The following is a 22916-nucleotide window of genomic DNA, read 5'->3' on the forward strand; positions in this document are numbered from 1 at the left end:
ATTTATGGCCGAGGCAGGCTCTTATAATCGGGTAAATGTGGCGCGGGGTCAAAGTGCTCAATCACAAGTTGTTCAGTCTGCTCGTAGAAATCACAAGGAACAAAAATCGATTGTAACTGCTCTGATTGCGGATGATAGAAACACAGCTCTGAAGCGTGCAGCTCAAGTCGCTGCGAATAATTCATCGCGTCTTCATGAGCATAAAACTCATCCCCAACAATAGGGTGTCCTAATTCAAGCAAATGCACTCGCAGTTGATGTGAGCGCCCCGTGATAGGAAACAATCGAACAACACTGGTTTTCTCTTCTTGCTGAACCACCTGATAATAAGTCTGCGAGGGTTTGCCATGCTCGTAACATACCTTTTGACGCGGACGGTTTGGCCAATCACAGATCAAGGGCAAATCTATAAGCCCTTCGCGCTCGGAAGGCGTCCCCCACACACGCGCGTAGTAGATCTTATGAGTCAGACGGTATTGGAACTGCTTTTTGAGTGAACGCTCGGCTTCCTTCGTCTTGGCTAAAAGCATAAGTCCAGAGGTCGACATGTCCAATCTATGTACCACCTGAATCTCCGGATAGTCGACCACCAATCGACTCCACATACTGTCGTAATGCTCAGCCGCTTTCCCCGGCACGGACAACAGCCCTGATGGCTTGTTAACCGCAAGGATGCACTCATCCTCATAGACGATATCAATCCAAGGGTCAGTTGGCGGAGTGTAACTTAGCATGGCCATATAAAGGTCTCGCGCTGTATAGCTGGGTAAAAAATAAGGAAAACAAAAGGCGCAACTTTCGCTGCGCCATTCTATCAGTTAAATAATGTGTCAGCGAAACGCTTAATTATGACTGACCACAATCAAGCGAAGTGAATCCAGCTGAACCTGAGCCTTGTTGATGTACTCATCTAGCTCAGAGATTTGAGATTCAATGGCATCAATCTCTTCATCACGAATATTTGGGTTAACCGCCTTAAGGGCTTGTAGACGCTCAAGCTCACCATTTAGGCTTGCATACATGGCTTTATGAGCCTCTTCACGCACCACGGTTAGCTTCTCTTCCACAGCACCATTGCCCGCTTCAATCAAACGATGAACATCCGCTTGAACCGAGGTAACGAGCTTACTTGCTAGATGGCGGTTTACTGGACTTAGCTGGCGATTAAAGCCTTCAAACTCGACCTGTGCTGAGAGATCATTACCGCGCCCGTCCATCATCATGCGAATTGGAGTTGGTGGCAGGAAGCGACTGATACCACTCTTCTTTGGTGCCTGAGCATCGACAACGTAAACCAACTCAAGCAAGATGGTTCCTACTGGTAGCGCTTTATTCTTTAGAAGCGATACTGCACAGGTACCAACGCCTTCGCTCATCACCAAGTCGATACCACCTTGAATCATTGGGTGTTCCCAGCTGATAAAGTTCATATCTTCGCGAGATAGGGCGGTATCACGGTCAAAGGTGATGGTTGCCCCTTCATATGGAAGACCTGGATAACTTGGCACCATCATATGCTCAGATGGCGTCACGACGAGGGCATTCTCACCTTTGTCGTCTTGGTTAAGGCCTATGGTGTCAAATAAGCTAAGGGCAAACGTCACTAGGTTCGTGTCGCCATCCGTTGCCGAGATCTTCTCAACAATTTCTTGTGCGGCCTCACCACCGTTAGAATGCATTTCGAGCAGACGGTCACGACCTTGTTCTAACTCATGCTTGAGTTCTTGGTTGTACTGTCGTGAGCCCTCAATGACATCATCAAGCTCGCTTGTATCACCGCTTGCTAGCATGTTAATGATGCTCTCTTCATAGCGGTCATACACCATACGGCCTGTTGGGCAGGTTTCTGCGAACGCATTCAGACCTTCGTTAAACCAGCGCGCAAGAATGCCTTGAGAGGTGCCTTCAAGATAAGGAACATGCACATCAATATCACGCTTTTGACCAATACGGTCCAAACGACCAATGCGCTGCTCCAGTAGATCTGGGTTAAATGGGAGATCGAACATTACCAACTGGTTAGCAAATTGGAAGTTACGACCTTCAGAGCCAATTTCACTACAGATCAGCACCTGAGCACCGCCCTCTTCTTGCGCAAAGTAAGCAGCGGCTTTATCACGCTCAAGAATAGACATGCCTTCGTGGAACACTGTAGCACGAATACCTTCACGCTCACGCAGTGCCTGTTCGAGTTGCAAGGCAGTACTGGCGCGTGAAGCAATCACCAACACCTTTTCACTGCGCTTCGCGGTAATCTTTTCAATCAACCAATTCACACGAGAATCGAATTGCCACCAGCTTGAATCTTCCCCTTCAAATTCTTGGAAGATCTCCTCTGGATAGAGCATTTTCATCGCGCGCGCTTCAGGCGTCATCTTGCCACCGATCATGCCAGAGACGCGCATTGATGTAGTGTACTGCTGAGGGATCGGCATCGGAATCAGATTCACGTTACGGGTAGGAAACCCTTTAATTGCCGCTCGGGTGTTTCTGAACAAAACACGCCCTGTGCCGTGGCGATCCATTAGGTTATCAATAAGCTCTTGGCGCGCCGTCGCTTTCTCTTCATCACTTGCGTTGCTCTCAAGCACATTGAACAGTGGCTCAACGTCTTGCTCTGAAAGAAGTTCAGTGATCTGGTTTTTCGCATCATCAGCCAAGGCTTGACCAGAGAACAAAGCCGTTACTGCATCTGCGACGGGTGCGTACTGGTCTTCTTCTTTAACAAAAGCTTCGTAATCAAAGAATCGGTCAGCATCGAGAAGACGCAAACGGGCAAAGTGACTTTCGCGACCAAGCTGCTCTGGCGTTGCAGTCAGTAGAAGGACACCTGGTGTCTTTTCCGCTAGCGCTTCGACAACTTGATATTGTCGGCTTGGCTGCTCTTGGCTCCATTCTAGGTGATGCGCTTCATCGACAACCAATAGGTCCCATTCCCCTTCTAGTGCTTGCTCGAAACGCTTGCGGCTCTTACGCAGGAAGTCCAGAGAACACAATACAAGTTGTTGAGTATCAAATGGATTATCTGACTCGGCGTAGGCTTCGATACAGCGCTCTTCATCAAAGATAGAGAAGTGCAGGTTAAAGCGGCGCATCATCTCAACTAACCATTGATGCTGAAGCGTCTCTGGCACCACAATCAAAATGCGCTGAGCACGTCCTGAGAGGACCTGCTGGTGAATGATCATACCCGCTTCAATGGTCTTACCCAGACCCACTTCATCCGCTAGCAGTACGCGAGGCGCAAAGCGGCGACCGACTTCGTGTGCGATGAATAACTGATGCGGAATCAGACCTGCACGCATACCACATAGTCCACGCATTGGACTCTTGTGCTGCTCATACTGGTTACTGAGGGCTCGATAACGCAGCACAAAGTTGTCCATACGGTCAATCTGACCAGCAAACAACTTGTCCTGAGGCTTGTTAAAACGAATTTGGTGGCTTAAGAAAATCTCACGCAGCGCAACATTGGTCTCTTCAGTATCCTGACGTGTACCTATATAAGTAAACACACCCTGGTCTTCAATGACCTCCTCAACCTCAAGCGACCAACCTTCTTGGCACTCTATGACATCACCGACATTAAACGTAACTCGGGTAACAGGCGCATCATTACGTGCGTAAACGCGATTCTCTTCTGATGCTGCAAACATAAGTGATACTGTTCTCGCATCCAATGCGACGACCGTACCTAAACCTAAATCACTTTCCGTATCGCTAATCCAGCGCTGCCCTAAAGCAAATGTCATAGAGAGACTACCTCAATTCGTATCGATTTCTTTTTTATTTCGGCGGTAACTCAGCTTGCAATTGCCTACAAACTGCGCTCAAAACTCCGCCCAAATAATAGTAGGTGATCGCGCAAATTTTGCTCGCGCCATCCCTTGGATGAAAGGTCGCTAATCTTACTCGAAGGCGTGATACAGGTCACGCCAATTACAAGGAAAACCTGAGTTTTTTTTGAATTGTCGTGGTTGACATCAAACTGCAAAAAAAGAGTGTCATTTCTGAGAACCTAAGTGAGATTTTTCACTTATACTCAAATTGTGAACCTAAGCGATATGCCACTACTCGCCAAGCCCTGATAGTGGCATCTCTCGCATGGTTTACAGGGAATCAGGTTCAATCGGCTTTGTCAGATTGAACGCATCACGGTTGACTCACTAGGATAGGAAATCAGAGCCAGCGTAGATCCCCAGCCTCATTTACGAGCGATTAGCGCAGTAAACGAATGCAACACGGAAGGACAGTCTGACTCGATCCCCATCCGAGTTAACCGCAAAGGACCAGCGCCAGTTGCGGCAAGGAGACTCTATGGGCGATACCGACCGTAAAATTTTCGTTCTCGACACCAATATTCTTCTCCACGAACCTCACGCCATTTTTTCATTCAAAGAACACGACGTCGTCATTCCGATGACGGTACTCGAAGAGCTCGATCGCATAAAAGACAGTAAGCGAGACGTAGCGCGAGATGCTCGGGTCGCCATACGAGCACTTGAAGATATTTTCAAAGACGCCACTCCAGATGAAATTTCTGAGGGCATTCCTTTTTCGAGCAACCTAGATGCAACTGGAACCATCTCTATCTTGGCAGACTATGTATTGCAAGAAACAGTCAAAGCGTTTGCCGACAAAGAGGGTGATAACCGCATTCTTAATGCCGTATTGTATCTACAGAACAAACGCTCACCACGTGAAGTCGTGTTGGTGACCAAAGACATCAACATGCGCTTACGTGCTAAAGGGGCGGGCGTACGTTTTGTCGAAGACTACCGAACCGACCAATTGATCGACGATGTTCAATACCTCACCAAAGGTTTCCAAAAATCAGAAGGGGCTTTTTGGGAGAACATCGATGAAGTGGAAACGAAAACCTTAGCGAGCAAGACGTATCACACCTTCGACCGAGAGGCTATCGACCCAACCTTTATTAACCAATACCTAATCGATGAATCGAGTGATTTTGCAGGCCGTGTTGCCGATATTGATGGCGAAAAAGTCACGATCCGCGACTTGAGCCAAGAACGGATGCTGTGTCGCCAAGCCTGGGATATTCGACCGAAAAACATCTATCAAGGCATGGCGATGGATGCTCTACTCGACCCCGACATCGATCTGGTGATCCTGACTGGCGCAGCCGGTAGTGGTAAAACGCTACTTGCCATGGCGGCAGCGTTGGAGATGACGATTGAACGAGGCATGTTCGATAAGATCATCGTCACCCGAAACACGCCAGACATAGGCGAGTCCATCGGCTTCTTACCGGGCACAGAAGAAGAAAAGATGATGCCTTGGCTAGCTGCGATCACCGATACCTTAGAGGCGCTGCATAAGAATGACCACTGTACAGAAGGGTCTCTGAAGTACATTTGTGATAAAGCCAATATTCAGTTCAAATCGATTAACTTTATGCGGGGTCGTTCGATTCAAAACGCGTTTGTACTGCTTGATGAATGTCAAAACCTAACGGCGTCGCAGATCAAGACCATTATCACGCGCTGTGGTGAAGGCACTAAGATTGTTTGCTCTGGTAACTTAGCGCAGATTGACTCGCCATACTTAACCCCAGTCACCTCAGGGCTGACTTATATGGTAGAACGCTTTAAAAACTTTGGCGGCAGTGCCAACATCCACCTTAACGGTGTAGTGCGCAGTCGCTTGGCAGAGTTTGCTGAGGAGAATTTGTGAATCTTTCGCAGAATGACAATACTTCGTCATAGGAATACTCGTCATCCCCCTTGAAAAAGGGGATCTCTTTCAGCGTATAACGCGCTGTGGGAGATCCTCGCTTTCGCGAGGATGACGGGTTATCGAATGACAGTATTTGTTGTAGAAAGAGGAAAGTTAGTCCGTGCCGCCCACGGTTAGTGCATCCAACTTCAAGCTTGGCTGACCAACGCCAACAGGCACACTCTGACCGGCTTTACCACAAACGCCAACACCACGGTCAATGCTCAGGTCATTACCAACCATGGAAACCTGCTGCATAGCTTCAATACCTGAGCCAATCAAGGTAGCACCTTTGACTGGAGCCGTGATCTTACCGTCCTCAATAAGATAAGCTTCTGACGCCGAGAATACGAACTTACCAGACGTAATATCGACCTGACCACCGCCAAAGTTAGGTGCATAAAGACCTTTTTTAACCGTTGAGATAATCTCTTCTGGCGAGTGCTCACCTGGCAACATGTAAGTATTGGTCATGCGAGGCATTGGCAAGTGTGCGTATGACTCACGACGTGCGTTACCTGTTGGGTTCACACCCATTAAGCGAGCATTAAGCTTGTCCTGCATATAGCCCTTGAGTACACCATTCTCAATAAGCGTATTGTACTGGCCATGGACACCTTCATCATCGACATTAAGTGAGCCGCGAAGATCTTGCAGAGTGCCGTCATCGACAATAGTGCAAAGGTTCGAAGTCACTTGCTCACCAAGCTTACCAGAGAATACCGATGACTCTTTACGATTGAAGTCACCCTCCAAGCCATGACCCACCGCTTCATGAAGCAGCACTCCCGGCCAGCCTGAGCCTAATACGACCGGCATAGTACCAGCTGGAGCATCAATCGCTTCTAGATTAACCAAGGCCTGACGAATAGCCTCGTCTGCATAGTTATAGGCAACCTGTTGGCCTTCTTCCGTTGATAGGAAGAAATCATAGCCATATCGACCGCCACCACCAGCGCTACCACGCTCACGTCGCTCACCCTTTTGCGCTAATACGCTAATAGATAAACGAACAAGCGGACGAACGTCACCAGCAAACGTGCCATCCGTTGCAGCGACTAGCATCTGCTCGTAAACACCACTGAGGCTCACCGACACTTCTTTTACCAACGGCTCTTTAGTTCGGATATAGGCATCGAGCTGTTTCAACAGTTCTGTCTTCTGCTGTTTCTCCCAGCTCTCTAGCGGGTTTACCGCAGCATAGTAAGCCTGATTATCGCTACGCGTTAGCGCTTTCACTTGAGCGCTTTGGCCTTGCTGTGCGATACCACGAGCGGCAATCGCGCTCTGTTTCAGGCCTTCAAGTGTAATTTGGTCGGAATAAGCAAATCCCGTTTTCTCTCCCGTTACAGCTCGAACACCCACACCTCGGTCGATGTTGAACGAACCATCTTTGATGATGCTGTCTTCCAGCACGAGTGATTCATGCCAGCTGGATTGAAAGTAGATATCCGCATAGTCTATTTGGCGGGTCGCAATACTTGCCAGTGTCGCTTCAATGTCTTGCTCAGAAAGACCAGTTGGGCCCAATAGCGCGTCTTCTATGCGTTCCATATTTGATTACTCTTTTGTAAGTATAATTAGTGTAGATGCTGTTCGAAGCGGATATGTTTTGCGACAGGCATACTCTGTCTCACCTCTTCAACCACATCAAAATTCAGTTCAGCGGTAATGGTGCCGGCTTGCTGTTCAAGTTGGCCTTGAATCTCCCCCCATGGAGATATCACCATAGAGCGCCCCCAGGTTTCTCTTCCACAAGGGTGCGTCCCACATTGGTTGGCGGCAATGATCCAGCACTGGTTTTCTATCGCTCTTGCACGTAAAAGCACTTCCCAGTGCGCTTTGCCCGTCACTGCTGTAAAGGCGGCGGGCACGACGATGACGTTTGCACCTTGTGCTCTCAACGCACAGTATAGGTGAGGAAAACGCAAATCATAACAAATAGATAGACCGATCGCGCCGAAATCGGTGGGTACCATGGCAATGTTACCTCCCGCTTTAAACGTCTCGGATTCCCGATATTTTTTATGACCGTCATCGACATCAACATCAAACATATGCAGCTTGTCATAGTGATTCATTCGCTGACCGTTCACATCAAAAACTAATGTTGTGGTCGAGACTTCCTCATCGGACACCCGAATAGGGAAACTTCCGATGATCAGATTCACTTTATATTGCTTAGCAAGCTCAGCCAGTTTTGTTTGATACGTCCCTTGACCTAAATACTCCGCGTGCTGGTGATAGTCTTCTCTTTGTCCAAACACCAAGGCGTTTTCAGGCGTTAATATCCAACGCATCCCTTTGCCAACCAAAAAAGCGACTTTCTCCTTAATATGTTGAAAGTTGCTCTCAGGATCGGGCCCTGAGGTCATTTGAATGATTCCAAAGCGTTCCTTGCTCATCGAATTCCTATTTCTCCTGCTTCAGCTCCTCTGGCAGCTTGTATTCCCCTTTACTTCGAGAGATCTCGCTAACCGTTGGCGAATCTAATGGTCCTTTAACCGAATAATTAACCTGGGTGACAACCTCTACCACTGGAGAGATGACCGTGGTTACCGCCAAAACAACCAACGCGGTTTGAGGCGTCACAGCAAAGGCGGTGATAATTGGAATACCCGAGGTCATATCCGGTGTGAAGCTCACTTCTGCATCGACAGTTTGTGTCGGCAACTCAGCCAAGCCTTTAATCTTCATTTCACCTGCGACCGCATCCATCATGATGTCATTGGTCACAAACACACCATCACGAATCTTACCGGAACCTGTGATGGAGTTGAACGCCATCCCTTTATCAAACACATCGGTAAAATCGAGCTGCATCTTGCGTATGATCGAGTCTAAACTGAACAGGCCTAATAATCGAGCAGCGCCACTGACATCTGAGATAACCCCTTTACCAAGTTTGGTATCCATCTCGCCGTTCACGGTATTAAGGCGCATTGACCATGGCGCACCTTCCCAATCTAACTTGGCATTCATCTCAAATGGCGCACGCTGAATACCAGAGGTGATACCGAATCGCTCCATCAAGTCGCTGTTGTTCTCACCCTTGACCTTAAAATTCACCTTGGTCTTATTCTGATCACCAGAGACTAACCAGCTGCCGTCGATATTGACCTGGTTGGTTCCGCTAGATAGGTTAAGCTTGTTCCAGACGAGCTTGTTGCCTGTACGTTCCACATCCATATCCACTTTGCCCACTTTATAGCCTTGGAACCAAAAGTTATCGATCGTCAGCTGTGTATCGGGCAATACGTCAAATAATGAACGTTCAAAATCGCTCACTGGCGGTGCTTGTGGGTTCTCTTGAGTGATGATCGATTCATCCTCTTCGGCAAGCACATCGAGCTCTGGAACATAGATGTGCAGACGATTAAGCGCTAAGTGCAGCTCGTTATTGTCACTATAACTCGCTTCCCCTTTGGCCTCTTGGCTATCTAAAGAGAACTGCCAGCCCCCTTTCTTATATCTAGCATCGAAGTCCACATCATGCCATTCGATGCCACCTAAGGTTAGCTCTTTTGCCTCGACTGTGGCTCTTCGTGGTAGAGGAAGTTCTGGCTTAGGTAAATCATCGAGTACCGCTTTTTTATCGCTTGGCGGCTCTTTGAACACTTCACTCCATTGGTCAAGGTTCAATTTATCCGAGCGCACCTGCACATAGTGACCGACAATCGGGCTAATCTTGAAGCCGCCCTCACCGAGTACTAAGTTCGTCGCTTCTAGAACAGGGACGTCTTTGGTGATATCAATTTCCGTCTGATACTTAACGGACGGCAGCTGCAATCGAGCAGAGATGCTTTCTTGATTTCCCGATGCCTGAAGTCGTGCCTTACCCTTTTCACCAAATGCCTTGCTGAGCGGATAAGGATACTGGCTGGCAATGGTCGTTAGGTTGGCATCGAGATCCAATTGATAAGTAAAACCAACGTCATTGAGCTGAATATCGACATCCAAATGCCAAGGTGAGTGCCCTGCTAATCGGCTGACTACTTTGTCACCGATATACGGCTCTAATGGTGCCATTTTCCAATCGCCCACGGCATCAATGTTCACCGCATAGCCCTTGCCCGCATTCTGGCCTTGGAAATCAAGGTTGATTGGCTGATCCAGTAAGTTAGCCGACAACCCTGTCGCTTTGACCACATCATTATCGAACTCAACTCGACCAGATACCTGCTCTAACGTCATGGGTGGCGCATCGATTTCAACATGGTTATTACTCAGCTCAGCAAAGCCCCACGCTCGTGATGGCGTGCTATCGCCTGAAAACGGAATATAAAGCTGGAAATCGGCATTGACGTCACCACTCACCTGCACAGCCGTCAGCGCCGCGCCGACTGAGTCGACTAATGGCGACGCCGTCATGTAATCGCGAACCGCACTGCCTTTGCCTTTCGCTTTCGCTTCAATCTCTAGGTGGCCATCTCCGCTAAGCACAGGAATACGACCTGTGATGCGTTGCCCCTTGACGTTCATTAGTGTTGCAGCACGGGAATCTAGGTGCATGCTTTCATTTTGGAACAGCAGATCGAGTTGCAAGTCTGTAAGCGGTGGCCAATTGGTATCAAAACTAAACTTCGCATCTCTCAAGCCGACAAAGGCTTGGAACATACCGTTGTTTTCTCGATACGGGAAATCAGACAATCTGCCGTACCAAAGCAGTTTTGAGGTTTTTACACGGCCCGCTTGAATGGCAGCAGACAAGTAATCGGTCAGACTTTGCCCCATCGCCAGCGTTGGGAGATAACGCCATACTTCACCGGCATTGTACAAGTCTGCTTCCGCGTAAAAAGATAGAAATGGGCTGTCTTTTTTTGGAAAATCGAGCCTAAATGCACCAAGCACCTGAAGGTCGGGCGTTGCCGCCGTCACTTTATCTGACCAGAGTGACCAACCTTGCTCACCATGATTTTCCCAATGGATATCAACGAGACCTTGTTTGATATTCAGCGGCGCTTGGAACACATCACCGTATGGGAATCTGTCATCAATCACTGATACGCGAGCATAAGCGCGCTCGGTATTACCGCGAACCTGACCAGAAACCTGCGAAAAGCCAGGCAACAGCGCCCACTGTGACATGGATACTTGCTGCAACTTAGCCGAGTATTTCAGTGAACCCTCACCATCAAGTTGGGAGACACGTATGTCCTCAATACGACCACCAGGGTTTAGCTTGGTAAGCCAGTCATTTAGAGCTGCATTGTTACTCAATGTGGTTAATGGCTTGAGTGCATTAACGTCCAATTGAGAGACATTCACCTGCCACTGATTATCACGATTCCAATCCACCGCAACATCGAGCTCCGGCCAAGCAATATCATCGGTTCGAGCGTTGACTTGATGAACGTTTAGTTGCCAACCAGATTCAGATGGCAAGAGGTGCAGTACCGCCGACTCGACAATGAGATCATGCTGCGTGTTAGCTTTTGACCAAGAGAGCTCTGACGGCAGTACTTCAAGATACGCTTCTTTTGCTTTGCTATCCTCAAGCTTTAACCAAGCTCGTGAACTGACTGAACCCGTTTCGATGCCTGTTTGCTCTCTTTGCTCTTGTGATAGCCATGGCGTCAACGACATCTGTTCAACAGAAACATAAAAATCGCCACTGACGCTCGTTAAAGAACCATTATCAACAAAATCGGCACGCACCTCGAGCGCATTGAGATTCACATCGGCAATCGATACCACTCCCTGCGCAAGGTGACGACGCTGCTCATTGCGCCATTGAAGGTTTTCAATTTCAAGCTGACGCGCTTCACCCGAGATCGAGGTGTAATGAATGCTCGAGTTAGCGACGGTAAAGCGGTCCAATTGACGCAGCAACAAGTTGTCGAGTCGCTGAATCAGCTGCTCACCACTTTTGGCTGGCGTTTTATCTTGCTTCGAATCCGTACTCTCCGTTGCTTTTAGCAAATCCACCGAACGAACATCGAGCACCATGTCATTGATGACCATGTCGGCAAGTACGGGTTGCTGCTGCAATAGAGTTTGTATGAGGTCGAACTCCAGTTCTAGGTTCGCCACCTTGAACTCAGTTTCAGGGCTATCAGGCAGGCCAACGGAGACCCCTTGAAGTGAGATGGAGGGGTGGGTATTTCGCCAAAAACCGCGAACATCTTTAAGCGAGACGTTAAGTCCGGTCCCTTGATTGATCCAAGTGACAATCTCAGGCTGGATTTTATTGAGTTGTGGCAAGCCCACACGCAGCACTGTGACCGTGGAGGCAAGCAGCACCAACACGGTCAGTAAAAGCCAAAGAAATAGGCGTACGATTTGATTAACGCGAGGACTCACAAACTTCTCATCACATCATAACAACGTCAAATTGTTCTTGAATATACAAAGGTTCTGCTTGAATACGCACTTGCTTACCAATAAAGACTTCAAGCTCAGCGAGCGCATGTGACTCATCACCCTCAAGCGCATCCGCCACAGCTGGCGCGGCATAAACCACAAAGTTGTCAGCATCGTAAGCACGGTTGACGCGCGTGATTTCTCTTAGGATCTCGTAACAGACTGTCTCGACCGTCTTCACTGAACCACGCCCCTCACATGTTGGACAACCGCTACATAGGACATGTTCAATACTTTCGCGTGTGCGCTTACGTGTCATCTCGACTAAACCAAGCTGAGTAAAGCCATTGATGTTGGTCTTTACTCGGTCTTTGGCTAGCGCAGCTTCCAATGACGTCAAAACACGCTGACGGTGCTCATCAAGCCCCATATCAATGAAATCAATGATAATGATGCCACCAAGGTTGCGAAGTCGCAGCTGACGAGCAATAGCTTGCGTCGCTTCCACGTTGGTATTGAAGATGGTCTCTTCTAGATTGCGTCTGCCTACAAACGCACCCGTGTTGATATCCACTGTGGTCATGGCTTCGGTCTGATCGATGATCAGGTAGCCACCAGATTTAAGATCGACTTTACGCTCCAGTGAGCGCTGAATCTCATTCTCAGTGTCAAACATATCGAAGATAGGCTTATCACCTTCGTACAGCTCTAGCAAAGATTCCAACTCAGGTACGAACTCACTAGTGAATTCTTTTAGGCTCTCGTAGATAAGGCGAGAATCGACTTGAATACGGGTGATCTCTGTGCCGACAAAATCACGCAAGATACGATGAGCTAAGCCTAATTCACCGTATAACGTCGAGCGTGTCTTGTATTTAGTGCGGCGCTCGTTAATTTTGAGCCAAAGTCGCTTTAGAAAAGCAGCATCTTGGGCAAGCTCTTTTTCATTCGCACCCTCTGCAGCAGTGCGGATGATAAAGCCACCATTTTCATCGCAATACTCGGCGACAACCTGCTTTAAACGTAAACGCTCTTCTTCACTCTCAATACGCTGAGACACGCCAACATGACTGGCTCCTGGCATAAAGACGAGATAACGAGATGGTAAGGTAATGTCGGTAGTGAGACGCGCGCCTTTGGTGCCTAGCGGGTCTTTAACGACTTGCACAACAATATCCTGACCCTGGCGAACCAGCTCAGAAATATCGCGAACTTGGAATTGTTTTTTTTCGTTCTCGGCAACACACTCAGTGTGAGGAACGATATCAGAGGCATGCAAGAAAGCCGCTTTCTCTAGACCAATGTCGACGAAGGCCGCCTGCATACCCGGTAGAACGCGACTTACCTTACCCTTGTAGATGTTACCAACGATGCCACGCTTTGCTTCACGCTCAATATGGACTTCTTGTAAAATTCCACTTTCAATCATCGCAACTCTTGTTTCACTAGGAGTTACGTTTATCAACAGCTCTGCACTCATGAGCGCACCTCAATATTTTTAATTATTTATAAATTCTTGCAAGAGCTGGTCAGTTTCATACAGTGGCAGTCCCATAACAGCGTAATAACTGCCCTCGATACGAGTGACAAAACGCCCACCTAATCCTTGGATACCATAACTGCCAGCTTTATCTTTTGGTTCGCCGCTTTGCCAGTATTGTTCTATTTCTTGTTCGCTAAGGGGTTTGAACCACACATCGGTCGTCACAACCACCGATGCTTGCTTTAATTCGCTTACTACACTGACCGCTGTCAGTACTTGGTGTTTTCGGCCAGACATGCTGCTGAGCATAGCTCTCGAGTGACTGAAATCACTTGGTTTTTCTAATACCGTCTCGTCAAGCACGACGACCGTATCTGAGCCCACTACAACGCTACTGGGCTTGCTTAATGCTAACCCGGCTTGCGCTTTTTCTAGTGATAGGCGCTCAACATATTGCTCAGGTGACTCACTCACCTGCTTTTGCTCTTCAATGTCTGGGCTGACAATCGAAAAATCGTATCCCAACTGAGTCAGTAATTCACGGCGCCTTGGTGACGTCGACGCCAAAACAATATTCAAAGAGTGAGCCCTATCTGACATGCCAATGCCTTCTTACACGACGCAGCAGTAAAAACATCCATGGCCAAAGTATACAGTTAATCAGACCGCTCCACAGCGACATCGGATTAAAAGTCACGTCTTGGATCAAATACTCGCCGAAAAAGATGCACACCTCGAGCACCATAGAAAGCAATGCCATGATGGTTGCCTGCTGCCATAGCGCCATGTTCCTGAGTACTAAGAAGTTTAACGCTATAACGTAGACGACTATCGACATCATCATGCCGCGGATACCTAGCGTAGAACCGACAAGCAGATCCCAGACTAAACCGACAAACAGAGCAGTACCCACATTGACACGATGCGGCAAGGCCAGCACCCAATATCCGAGTACTAAAAACAGCCATGAAGGACGGATGAAATCCAATACGCCAGGCCAGGGAATAGTTTGCAGAACGAGTGCGACCAACAACGATGTGCCAATCACCATATGACTGCGAAATGAACTGTTAGCCATGATTGTGTGTTAATCCTTTATTCTGCATTGAGGATATCTTCCACTTCTTGCTGTTGCCTGTCGTTATTTGGCCAGATCAGCAGTAGGTAGCGTAGTCTGTCAAAATCCACTACCGGCTCCGCGACGATATTGGCAAACTCTCGGCGATTGTCACGTTGAACCGATTTGACATGAGCCACCGGGTACCCCTCAGGATAGATACCACCAAGACCTGAGGTGACGAGTAGATCGTCAGGCTGAATATCCGTACTGGTTGGAATGTGTTCCAACTGTATTTCATCAATGGATCCATTACCTGACCCAATAACACGAATATCATTTCGGATAACTTGAACTGGAATCGCGCTGTTCGAGTCAGTGAGCAACATAATTCGACTGTTGTGAGCACCAACAAAGGTGACCTGACCGACAATACCGTTTTCATTGATCACCGGCTGACCTTCATAAACGCCATCAATGCGGCCTTTATCGATCACCACTTGGTGGCGATACGGAGAGGTATCGACCGCCATTACTTCGGTCACCACCTTCTTCTCGTCTCGGACAAATGATGAGCCAAGAAGTTCTCTAAAGCGTTGGTTTTCTTCACGATATTGGTCAAGCAAAATTAAATCGCTTTTTAAGCGAAGCACCTCTCGTTTGAGGTTAATGTTTTGCTCTGCCAAGCCCTGACGGGTATTTAGGCGTTCATAAACGCCGTCAAACATCGAGCGAGGAAGGTTAGCCGCATATTGAATCGGTGCCACGGCACTGTTCAACAAGTAGCGAAAATTTGAGAATGTGTCTAAACGACTATCAGCCAGCATTAAGCCGGCTGATAATGTAACAGCAAGAAATAACCGAAGTTGTAAAGAAGGACCTCGACCAAATATTGGTTTCATGTACGCATAACCTTGATGTGGACTCTAGTTTTAGTGCCACACCAAAACTAGAGAGAAACCATTATTCTTCTGTAAATAGATCGCCACCGTGCATGTCGATCATTTCTAGCGCTTTACCGCCACCACGAGCCACACACGTGAGTGGATCTTCAGCGATAACAACTGGAATACCCGTCTCTTCTGTTAGCAGGCGGTCAAGGTCACGAAGCAGTGCACCGCCACCTGTTAGTACCATACCGTTTTCAGAGATATCCGATGCTAGCTCTGGTGGACATTGCTCTAGCGCAACCATCACAGCAGATACGATACCCGTTAGTGGCTCTTGAAGTGCCTCTAGGATCTCGTTTGAGTTTAGGCTAAAGCTACGTGGCACACCCTCTGCAAGGTTACGACCACGAACCTCGATCTCTTCAACAGTATCACCTGGATACGCAGAGCCGATCTCGTGTTTGATCTTTTCAGCCGTTGCTTCACCAATCAAGCTACCGTAGTTACGGCGAACGTAGTTGATGATCGCTTCGTCAAAACGGTCACCACCGATACGAACAGACGATGAATAAACAACGCCGTTTAGCGAGATAACCGCAACTTCAGTCGTACCACCACCGATATCGACCACCATTGAACCCGTTGGCTCAGACACGCGAAGACCCGCACCAATTGCCGCTGCCATTGGCTCATCAATTAGGTACACTTCGCGCGCACCCGCACCCAGTGCCGATTCGCGAATCGCACGACGTTCTACTTGAGTAGAACCACAAGGGACACAGACAAGTACACGCGGGCTTGGCTTAAGTACGCTGTTGTCATGCACTTGCTTGATGAAGTGCTGAAGCATTTTCTCAGTCACGTAGAAGTCAGCGATTACGCCATCTTTCATCGGACGAATGGCAGAAATGTTACCAGGTGTACGACCTAGCATCTGTTTCGCTGCATGACCAACGGCCGCAACGCTCTTCGCTGAACCAGCACGGTCTTGACGGATAGCTACAACAGAAGGCTCGTCGAGGACGATACCCTGTCCTTTTACATAAATCAGTGTGTTGGCAGTACCTAAATCAATCGATAGGTCGTTAGAAAACATGCCACGCAGTTTTTTAAACATATTCTTCGCTCGTCCTGCAAGAATTAGAAGACAAAAATTGCACTAAATGTACCAATGCCGCGCCATCACAGCAAGGCATTGAAGCAGAAACATTGGAGGAAACCCCCATTTTCTTACAGTTTCCTTACTTAACGCAAAAAATTCACAGGATTTATTGGCGAGTTACGATTAACCAGCCTTCATAAATGCGCTCAATGCCATCCCTTCACCCTAAAAAAACGTGTCATTAAGTCGCGAATGCGAACCAAACTATAAAACCCACCAATAACGCGGCAACATACGATAACCCGTGACCCGCAATCTGGTATTCTATGAGAATATTCCACCACCTTATAATGACTATGAATCGTCCGCGTTTTACTGTTCTGCTTTTAACTAGTGCCTTGGCATCCGCCTCATTGGTTGGGTGTAATGACGACAGTTCGGTATCCTTGGGAGACCCAATTCCTACCGTACCCACCAAGAAGCATGGTCCTGACTGTGATCCAAGCGCAGTATCACAAACCATTCGATTCATACACGTCGCAGACTTACATGGCCATTTTGGTTATCGAGAACAGTTCTATAGCAAGATCAAACAGGCACACCTCTCCGCCCTTGATGACAACGCCTATACGCTGTTTACCAATGGTGGCGATGACTATGAAAAAGGTACGGTCGCGGAGCAATTGTCAGGGGGTTACGCGACACTCGAAGCGACTCAGGCGCTCGCCTTCGACTATCGCGTTATCGGTAATCACGACTTTGCTTGGGGCCCTGAACAGTTATTAGAGTATTCAAGAGACGACGTTGCCACCGTGCTCGCGTCGAACACGTCCTACTATGGGAACGATCCAGAAGGCTTTAACGGTGTCGACTTTGCGATTGCAGAGGTGGGCTGTGTTAAGGTCGGATTTTTTGGCATGACCTCAGGGCCATGGAATGAACTAGACCAAGAGGTCACGCCTCCTGGTGATTTTATTGACGATTTTAGCATGCGTTGGGACTGGAACGACCGTGCAAGGGAACTCATTTCAGCCTATGGCGAGCAGGTCGATTACATGGTTATGCTCAGCCACCTCGGTCACGGCACGGATACCGCTTTGGCTGAATTTGTCGATGGTATTGACCTTGTCCTTGGCGGGCATACCCATGACTCACCCACCACGACTCGTATTAACAACAGTACGGTTGTGTTACCTGACTTTAATGCTAAAGGTTACACCGACATTCAGGTTACCTTTGATCTTGCTACCAAAACCGCGACGACGAGCGATCCTCAACCACAGAGTATTGCTGAATCTTCACCTATCGATCAAACCACTCAAACCAAGATCGATAGCATCATGGGAACCTATGCACCAGACGCCAGCACTGAAATCGCAATTTCTCAAAAACAGCCTTCACGCGATGAAGTTCTAGACATACTTCATGCCAGCCTGACCGATTTTACCGCTCCGAAGACAGCAAAACGCTACACAATTAACGCGAGCTTCCTAAACCGAGATGAGATCGAAGACAGCGAGATTTGGGCCCCTGGCTCATTGACACAAGAGGATTTTCACAACGCCTACCCGATTGAGCGCCAGCCGTCCAACACGCCGGGGTTCAGCGCCTTATATCAGGTCATCGTTAGCGGAGATGAGCTGATTAACATGATTGAATCTGACACTGAGCTTGCCTATCGAGGTCCTGAAGTAAACGATATTGATGTAACGGAAAATTACAACATTGGATTATTCAAGTCAGCGGCCTGGAATCCAGAGCTTTTTTTCAATGCGAGTTACTACACGAAGGAAGAAGCAGAACTAATAGCCGAAGCATGGGAGATTTTTGATAACTATGCGCGTTCACGCACGGCGAACTGCTTATACCTCGATGCCGATGACCTACTGTTTAGCTGTGACCAAGATGCCCCCAACACCACTTCAATCTGGAATTTCTCAGACAGCAGTGACATCTTTGCCACAGAGCAAAATCAAGCCTCGTCAGTGGAACTCACTGATGAACTTGGCGATGCTCTGCTCTGCGGTAGCAACTTGCTTAGCTGCGGCACCACAGAGTCACTTTCGGTTCCTGCACTGCCTGATGGTAGTATCGGCAACATTATCAAGCTCGGAGCCCTGACGGCGTTGAGCAATGGTCGTTTTGAGCTCTCGACACAACATGCAGCGAATGGTGATTTCGCGAGTCTTGACCGTATTTCGAATTACACCTTGGTCTTCGATGCGCTATGGCCAGCCAGTGACAAATACCGAGCCCTTGTCGATGCCAACGACGACGATGGTCAACCCAACATCTATCTCTCTCCAGAAGGAGATATTGGAGTCTCACCACAATATGAAGGTTATTTTGAGCCTAATACTTGGTATCGAATTGCCTTGGTATTCTTTGCATCCAGTGAAGGAGACGTCGCGTACAAGCTCTATGCTGATGGCGAGTTTATTGCGTCTATGCGTTATGCCGGTTTGGGGCAACTTTGGGCGATGGACAGAAGTGGGCTTGTGCTATTTACTGATACAGCTGACGGTAAGTTTGAGTCGGGCGAGGTCTACCTAAACTCGCTCATGTTCACACCTCGCTCACTGACCAGCAATGATATTGCGGTGCTCGGAGGGGTGAAAAACGCCATGGATTACACCCCTTCCGTTCGCACACTGAGCCAATCGGTTGAACGTGCTTACCAAGATGCGCCGGTAGATTGGGCTCACAAGTGGGTCACACAGCGTGCCAAGTTCTTTAAGAACAGGGAAAAATAGCCAGACAGCGGACTAGAAATAGTCCGCATATAACCTTAGTGGATCCGGTTGAAGTCGTGCTTTGCGCCAGTTCGAATCAAAGTGATATTTGAGATAAACGTTAAAGACGCTTGGCTGATAATCGCTCGCAAATTGCTGTGATACATAACCGACAAAACTCCAATGATCGCTGATCCGATATTCAGTATAAAGCTGCAAACCAGCACTGACCCCTTGTGATGTTGACGGAGAGGTACCTGGAATATTGTATGGCGCATCAAACGACGCATTGGAGAATGAGACCGTTCCCCTCACTCCATAAGTCCAATCAAAACTATGACGTCGATAGTAGGAAACGGGCACAGAGAACGACGTATAGTTTTGCGGGCTGTAATACTTACCATGACCAATAATCACTTCATTGACATTTTTATCGTATCCCATATAGAACACGGAGCCTCCTAACGAGAAGGCTTCTTCATCAGTACTGATAAAGTTGTAGTAAGTCCCGAGCATGCCTGACGTACGATCGTTATCGGCAACATTATTGCCTGTCAATTGATGGTATTCAAGATAACCCCAGACCCCATAGGGGCGACCATCATTCCATGAGGCACTCAATGTCGCACCAGTGCGAGTGACCCCGCCAAACTCCGTCGTCTCCCCTGTGCGCTCGGTAACAGATAGGCCTGAATAAGAGATCAAACTCGCGGTAACCGGACGCTTAGAGAGATTGCCTCTCAATGTCACATCTCCCCACTCGGTCACACCTTCGATACCACCAACCCAGTCTGTATAACGAAAACCAACGGGCGTAGTACCAATATCGGCTTGCCAGTTATCCGCTTCCCAACCAATAGAAAACGCCTGCCCTACTCGATCACGCTCAAATTCAACGTTGGTATTGTAGTACGTCAAAGAGCCGCTATTGAGGTACACGCTATCGGTTCTTAGCTTAAGTCGACCATCCCACTCAGGCATGGCAATCCCAAGCTCAAACGGCACGGTTAGGTACTTTGAGCCACCTGGAACATTATTAAACTCTGAGCCAACAATGAAATATGATTCGTGTCGTTCATCCAAGCGATCCAATGTGGCAATAATATCATTGGTCATCCAATTGTCGTCGGCAGCACGGTAGGCGCTACCGATATCACGGGTACGGGCGAGGCCAAGTCGCTCTTTGTCGTCCAACAGCAATGCTTGGCGAGCATACTGTTTCGTCAATGCGTCATTAGGCTGCTCAAGTGATGCTTCTTGTAGTTGCCAGTAATTAAAAGCACTTAGCGATTTTAACGGCAAATGGTTGTTAAAGAAGTTGATATAGGGCTTATTGTTGGTTTGAAGTGCCATTGAAAGGCTACTTACCACCTGCTCATCACTGAGTTCGAATACACGCTGAGCCTGAATTTCTAACACAGGGTCAACATATTCGGGTGCTGCGGCCAACCACACACTCATTCGGGCGTCGGAAATAGGAAAGCCTTCCTCTAAACGCGCCAAATAAATCTCAGAAGCTTGTTTCGTTTTCTGCTGCGCTAACAGTCTATCTGCTTCAAACAAGCTGTGTCGCTGAGTCATCGACGACGAAAGAGCGTTCCTTCGTTTAGCCTCTTGATACACCGACTGATGGAATGCGCCATTATTCACATCAAACGCCGCTTGTGACATCAACTCCAGCTCCGGAATAGAGAGCTTAGGCACGTCGACAGCATCCATTTCAGCCTGTGCACGTTCATCAAATGGCGTTTCGGACCACAACACGATTGCACTAGAGCGATCCTTTTTCGCGACATTATCAATGTAGCGAACAAGCTCATCACCTCGTAACCCTTGGGCAGCAATTTGCTGGCGATAGTATTCGAGTTTCACTCTAGAAAACGTTGCGACTTCAGCAGCCGTCAGTTGCTGAGCCTCAGAGGCATTAATGACATCAAACGCTTCTTTCCAACGTCCTTGACCTGATAGGTAGAGAACATAAGCATGAGTATGCTCACTATCTTTATGCGCCTGATAGGCGTTTGTCATCACCTTATCAGCCAATCGAGAGTTACCCAAACGCAACACTTGCTCGGCAATGTTTCTTTTTACCCAAGGTAAATAGGCGTTGCTCTCCAGTACCTTTCTAAACTGTTCTCGAAACTGTTCGTTATTTTCTGGTAGCTCACTGCTAGCGGCCAGTTGGTCGTAGACAAACAAATGCTTTACCTCTGCGGCATACGCTTCAATTTGAGCTCGTTGAGATCGGTTCAAGGTGTTTAGCGCCTCGTATTCCCCTCTATTGCCCTTTTCCGGGTCATAGGTTTGCACCCATAGCTGTATTGCTGAGCTACTTAAAGGTTCTATCATTAACGCTTTATTCGCAGCTTGGTGAGCTAACTCATACTCTTGTTGTTCAAGGTAAATTCGCCCTTTAATGTTATAGGCAAAGGATTGTTGGGGATCGAGAGAGATCGCCACATCGACCTGCTGCATTGCTTGTGCATATTGCTGAGCACCTAAAGAGCGCCTTGCGGCATCAAGAGCTTGCCAGAAACGAACAGAACGAATTTCAACCTCGTAGAAGTCAATAAGGTCAGGCGAATCATCGAGTTTTTGTGCCTTCAGGAAGTAATCGAGCGATGTTTGGAAATCATTGGTGCTGTAATAATAACGGCCTAAAGCTACTAGAGTGTCTGGATCATTAGGATACTTGCGGTTTGCCGCGAGCAAGGCGTTCAAGGTCGACTTGTTGTACCGACCTTGCTCAACACTCTCGAACGCAGCGAGCTTACCTCGATAAATAGGATCTCTTCTTAGTGTTTTTTCACGCTGCCAGTTCTGTCTTGCTGTCTCGTACTGTTGCTGAATAGACAGGTTTTCTGGGTGATAACTCGCAATCAGCTCAAACGTCTCCATCCACACTTCAGACATGGGTTGAGTCTGCAGTTCATTCATCCACAACGTACTCGCGAACACCCCCAATCGGGAGTCATTGGCAAGCGCTCGATAGATGGCTAATGCCTCCTCCTCTCGTCCATAGCGGGAAAGGTGCCGAGCAAGTCCCAGTCTAATTTCCCCAACGTCGGGAAAACGCCTATTCAGTTCCTCATAAGATTCGAGCACTTCTTGTTCATACTTTGGAAACGTCGACTTAAGCCCTAAATAACTCAGTTCACTGCTAATATCAGGGCGATGAGGACCATAAAGCTTCTCGAACAGTTCCAGCGCAGCTTCATTCTGACCACCACGCTGCAGTAACAGCGCCTGGTTGTACTGGTCTTGTTGGGTGGAGTGTAGCGATAAATAATTACCAAAAGCAGACACCAATTCTGAGTCAGCGTTCTTATCAAGCTTACCAAATAACGCTTGTGCTTCTTGTAGCTGGTTATTTCGCACCAACCAACGCGCTTTCGCAAACACAGCCTCTGGACTGTTTGGTGCAATAGCGAGCCAACGCTCTACCGCGCCTTCAACTAAGGTTTCATCTTGTTTGAGCTCACCAATCACAATCTGGTTTTCTAGCCAATCTGGCGCGTTACTATAAAAGATCGATGGCACATCCACCGCCCAGACAGAGGCGCTGAAAACGGTCAATGCTGTCGCTGCTATCTTAGTGGATACCACCTTCACC

Annotated in this window: 13 protein-coding genes; 2 read left to right on the plus strand and 11 right to left on the minus strand. The window is 48.1% G+C overall.

Annotation, left to right across the window (positions count from 1 at the left end):
* Nucleotides 1-2: 2 nt before the first annotated feature.
* Together rluA and rapA are read right to left on the minus strand one after the other, a co-directional pair.
* The gene (gene rluA / locus AC6I8Y_RS14070; protein WP_498020382.1) at nucleotides 3-740 is read right to left on the minus strand and encodes a bifunctional tRNA pseudouridine(32) synthase/23S rRNA pseudouridine(746) synthase RluA; all 738 of its coding nucleotides are present in this window, start codon (nucleotides 738-740) and stop codon (nucleotides 3-5) included.
* Between the two features lie 102 nt (nucleotides 741-842).
* The gene (gene rapA, locus AC6I8Y_RS14075) at nucleotides 843-3752 is read right to left on the minus strand and encodes an RNA polymerase-associated protein RapA (RefSeq protein ID WP_394150849.1); all 2910 of its coding nucleotides are present in this window, start codon (nucleotides 3750-3752) and stop codon (nucleotides 843-845) included.
* A gap of 565 nt (nucleotides 3753-4317) precedes the next feature.
* Between rapA and AC6I8Y_RS14080 the strand changes: the two genes are divergently transcribed.
* On the plus strand, nucleotides 4318-5694 hold the full coding sequence (locus AC6I8Y_RS14080; RefSeq protein WP_042473421.1) for a PhoH family protein: 1377 nt from the start codon (nucleotides 4318-4320) through the stop codon (nucleotides 5692-5694).
* A 156-nt stretch (nucleotides 5695-5850) separates the two neighbouring features.
* On the opposite strand, the gene tldD is transcribed toward AC6I8Y_RS14080, so the two are convergent.
* The 8 genes from tldD to AC6I8Y_RS14120 form a co-directional block, all read right to left on the minus strand.
* Nucleotides 5851-7290, minus strand: coding sequence for a metalloprotease TldD (gene tldD / locus AC6I8Y_RS14085; protein ID WP_252012480.1), 1440 nt, complete (start codon nucleotides 7288-7290; stop codon nucleotides 5851-5853).
* Nucleotides 7291-7316: 26 nt separating this feature from the next.
* Nucleotides 7317-8141 carry a carbon-nitrogen hydrolase family protein gene (locus AC6I8Y_RS14090; RefSeq protein ID WP_394150850.1) on the minus strand — a complete coding sequence of 275 codons (825 nt, stop codon included), beginning with the start codon at nucleotides 8139-8141 and terminating at the stop codon, nucleotides 7317-7319.
* A 7-nt stretch (nucleotides 8142-8148) separates the two neighbouring features.
* On the minus strand, nucleotides 8149-12039 hold the full coding sequence (locus AC6I8Y_RS14095; RefSeq protein ID WP_498020383.1) for a YhdP family protein: 3891 nt from the start codon (nucleotides 12037-12039) through the stop codon (nucleotides 8149-8151).
* 10 nt (nucleotides 12040-12049) lie between these two features.
* On the minus strand, nucleotides 12050-13519 hold the full coding sequence (rng, locus tag AC6I8Y_RS14100) for a ribonuclease G (protein WP_252012485.1): 1470 nt from the start codon (nucleotides 13517-13519) through the stop codon (nucleotides 12050-12052).
* 18 nt (nucleotides 13520-13537) lie between these two features.
* Nucleotides 13538-14122 (minus strand): Maf family protein, encoded by a 585-nt coding sequence (locus tag AC6I8Y_RS14105; RefSeq protein ID WP_498020384.1) that lies wholly within the window; start codon nucleotides 14120-14122, stop codon nucleotides 13538-13540.
* Nucleotides 14112-14600 carry a rod shape-determining protein MreD gene (mreD, locus tag AC6I8Y_RS14110; RefSeq protein ID WP_042496399.1) on the minus strand — a complete coding sequence of 163 codons (489 nt, stop codon included), beginning with the start codon at nucleotides 14598-14600 and terminating at the stop codon, nucleotides 14112-14114. The genes AC6I8Y_RS14105 and mreD overlap by 11 nt, the downstream gene beginning before the upstream one ends.
* Before the next feature lie 17 nt (nucleotides 14601-14617).
* Nucleotides 14618-15481: a rod shape-determining protein MreC gene (gene mreC, locus AC6I8Y_RS14115; RefSeq protein WP_042473408.1), complete on the minus strand. Its 864-nt coding sequence runs from the start codon at nucleotides 15479-15481 to the stop codon at nucleotides 14618-14620.
* Between the two features lie 61 nt (nucleotides 15482-15542).
* Nucleotides 15543-16586 carry a rod shape-determining protein gene (locus AC6I8Y_RS14120; RefSeq protein ID WP_042473407.1) on the minus strand — a complete coding sequence of 348 codons (1044 nt, stop codon included), beginning with the start codon at nucleotides 16584-16586 and terminating at the stop codon, nucleotides 15543-15545.
* Between the two features lie 335 nt (nucleotides 16587-16921).
* Here AC6I8Y_RS14120 and AC6I8Y_RS14125 point away from each other — a divergent pair, with 335 nt between their 5' ends.
* Nucleotides 16922-19324: a metallophosphoesterase gene (locus tag AC6I8Y_RS14125; RefSeq protein WP_498020385.1), complete on the plus strand. Its 2403-nt coding sequence runs from the start codon at nucleotides 16922-16924 to the stop codon at nucleotides 19322-19324.
* A 12-nt stretch (nucleotides 19325-19336) separates the two neighbouring features.
* On the opposite strand, the gene AC6I8Y_RS14130 is transcribed toward AC6I8Y_RS14125, so the two are convergent.
* Nucleotides 19337-22915 (minus strand): cellulose synthase subunit BcsC-related outer membrane protein, encoded by a 3579-nt coding sequence (locus AC6I8Y_RS14130; RefSeq protein ID WP_498020386.1) that lies wholly within the window; start codon nucleotides 22913-22915, stop codon nucleotides 19337-19339.
* Between the last annotated feature and the right edge of the window lies 1 nt (nucleotide 22916).

The organism is Vibrio sp. KUL78, assembly GCF_059725505.1.

What these genes read in the sequence shown, in the direction of transcription:
- AC6I8Y_RS14105 (WP_498020384.1), bottom strand. Translation starts at nt 14,122, where the DNA reads ATGTCAGATAGGGCTCACTCTTTGAATATTGTTTTGGCGTCGACGTCA.
- rapA (WP_394150849.1), bottom strand. Translation starts at nt 3,752, where the DNA reads ATGACATTTGCTTTAGGGCAGCGCTGGATTAGCGATACGGAAAGTGAT.
- AC6I8Y_RS14120 (WP_042473407.1), bottom strand. Translation starts at nt 16,586, where the DNA reads ATGTTTAAAAAACTGCGTGGCATGTTTTCTAACGACCTATCGATTGAT.
- mreC (WP_042473408.1), bottom strand. Translation starts at nt 15,481, where the DNA reads ATGAAACCAATATTTGGTCGAGGTCCTTCTTTACAACTTCGGTTATTT.
- rluA (WP_498020382.1), bottom strand. Translation starts at nt 740, where the DNA reads ATGGCCATGCTAAGTTACACTCCGCCAACTGACCCTTGGATTGATATC.
- AC6I8Y_RS14080 (WP_042473421.1), top strand. Translation starts at nt 4,318, where the DNA reads ATGGGCGATACCGACCGTAAAATTTTCGTTCTCGACACCAATATTCTT.
- mreD (WP_042496399.1), bottom strand. Translation starts at nt 14,600, where the DNA reads ATGGCTAACAGTTCATTTCGCAGTCATATGGTGATTGGCACATCGTTG.
- AC6I8Y_RS14125 (WP_498020385.1), top strand. Translation starts at nt 16,922, where the DNA reads ATGACTATGAATCGTCCGCGTTTTACTGTTCTGCTTTTAACTAGTGCC.
- rng (WP_252012485.1), bottom strand. Translation starts at nt 13,519, where the DNA reads ATGAGTGCAGAGCTGTTGATAAACGTAACTCCTAGTGAAACAAGAGTT.
- tldD (WP_252012480.1), bottom strand. Translation starts at nt 7,290, where the DNA reads ATGGAACGCATAGAAGACGCGCTATTGGGCCCAACTGGTCTTTCTGAG.
- AC6I8Y_RS14090 (WP_394150850.1), bottom strand. Translation starts at nt 8,141, where the DNA reads ATGAGCAAGGAACGCTTTGGAATCATTCAAATGACCTCAGGGCCCGAT.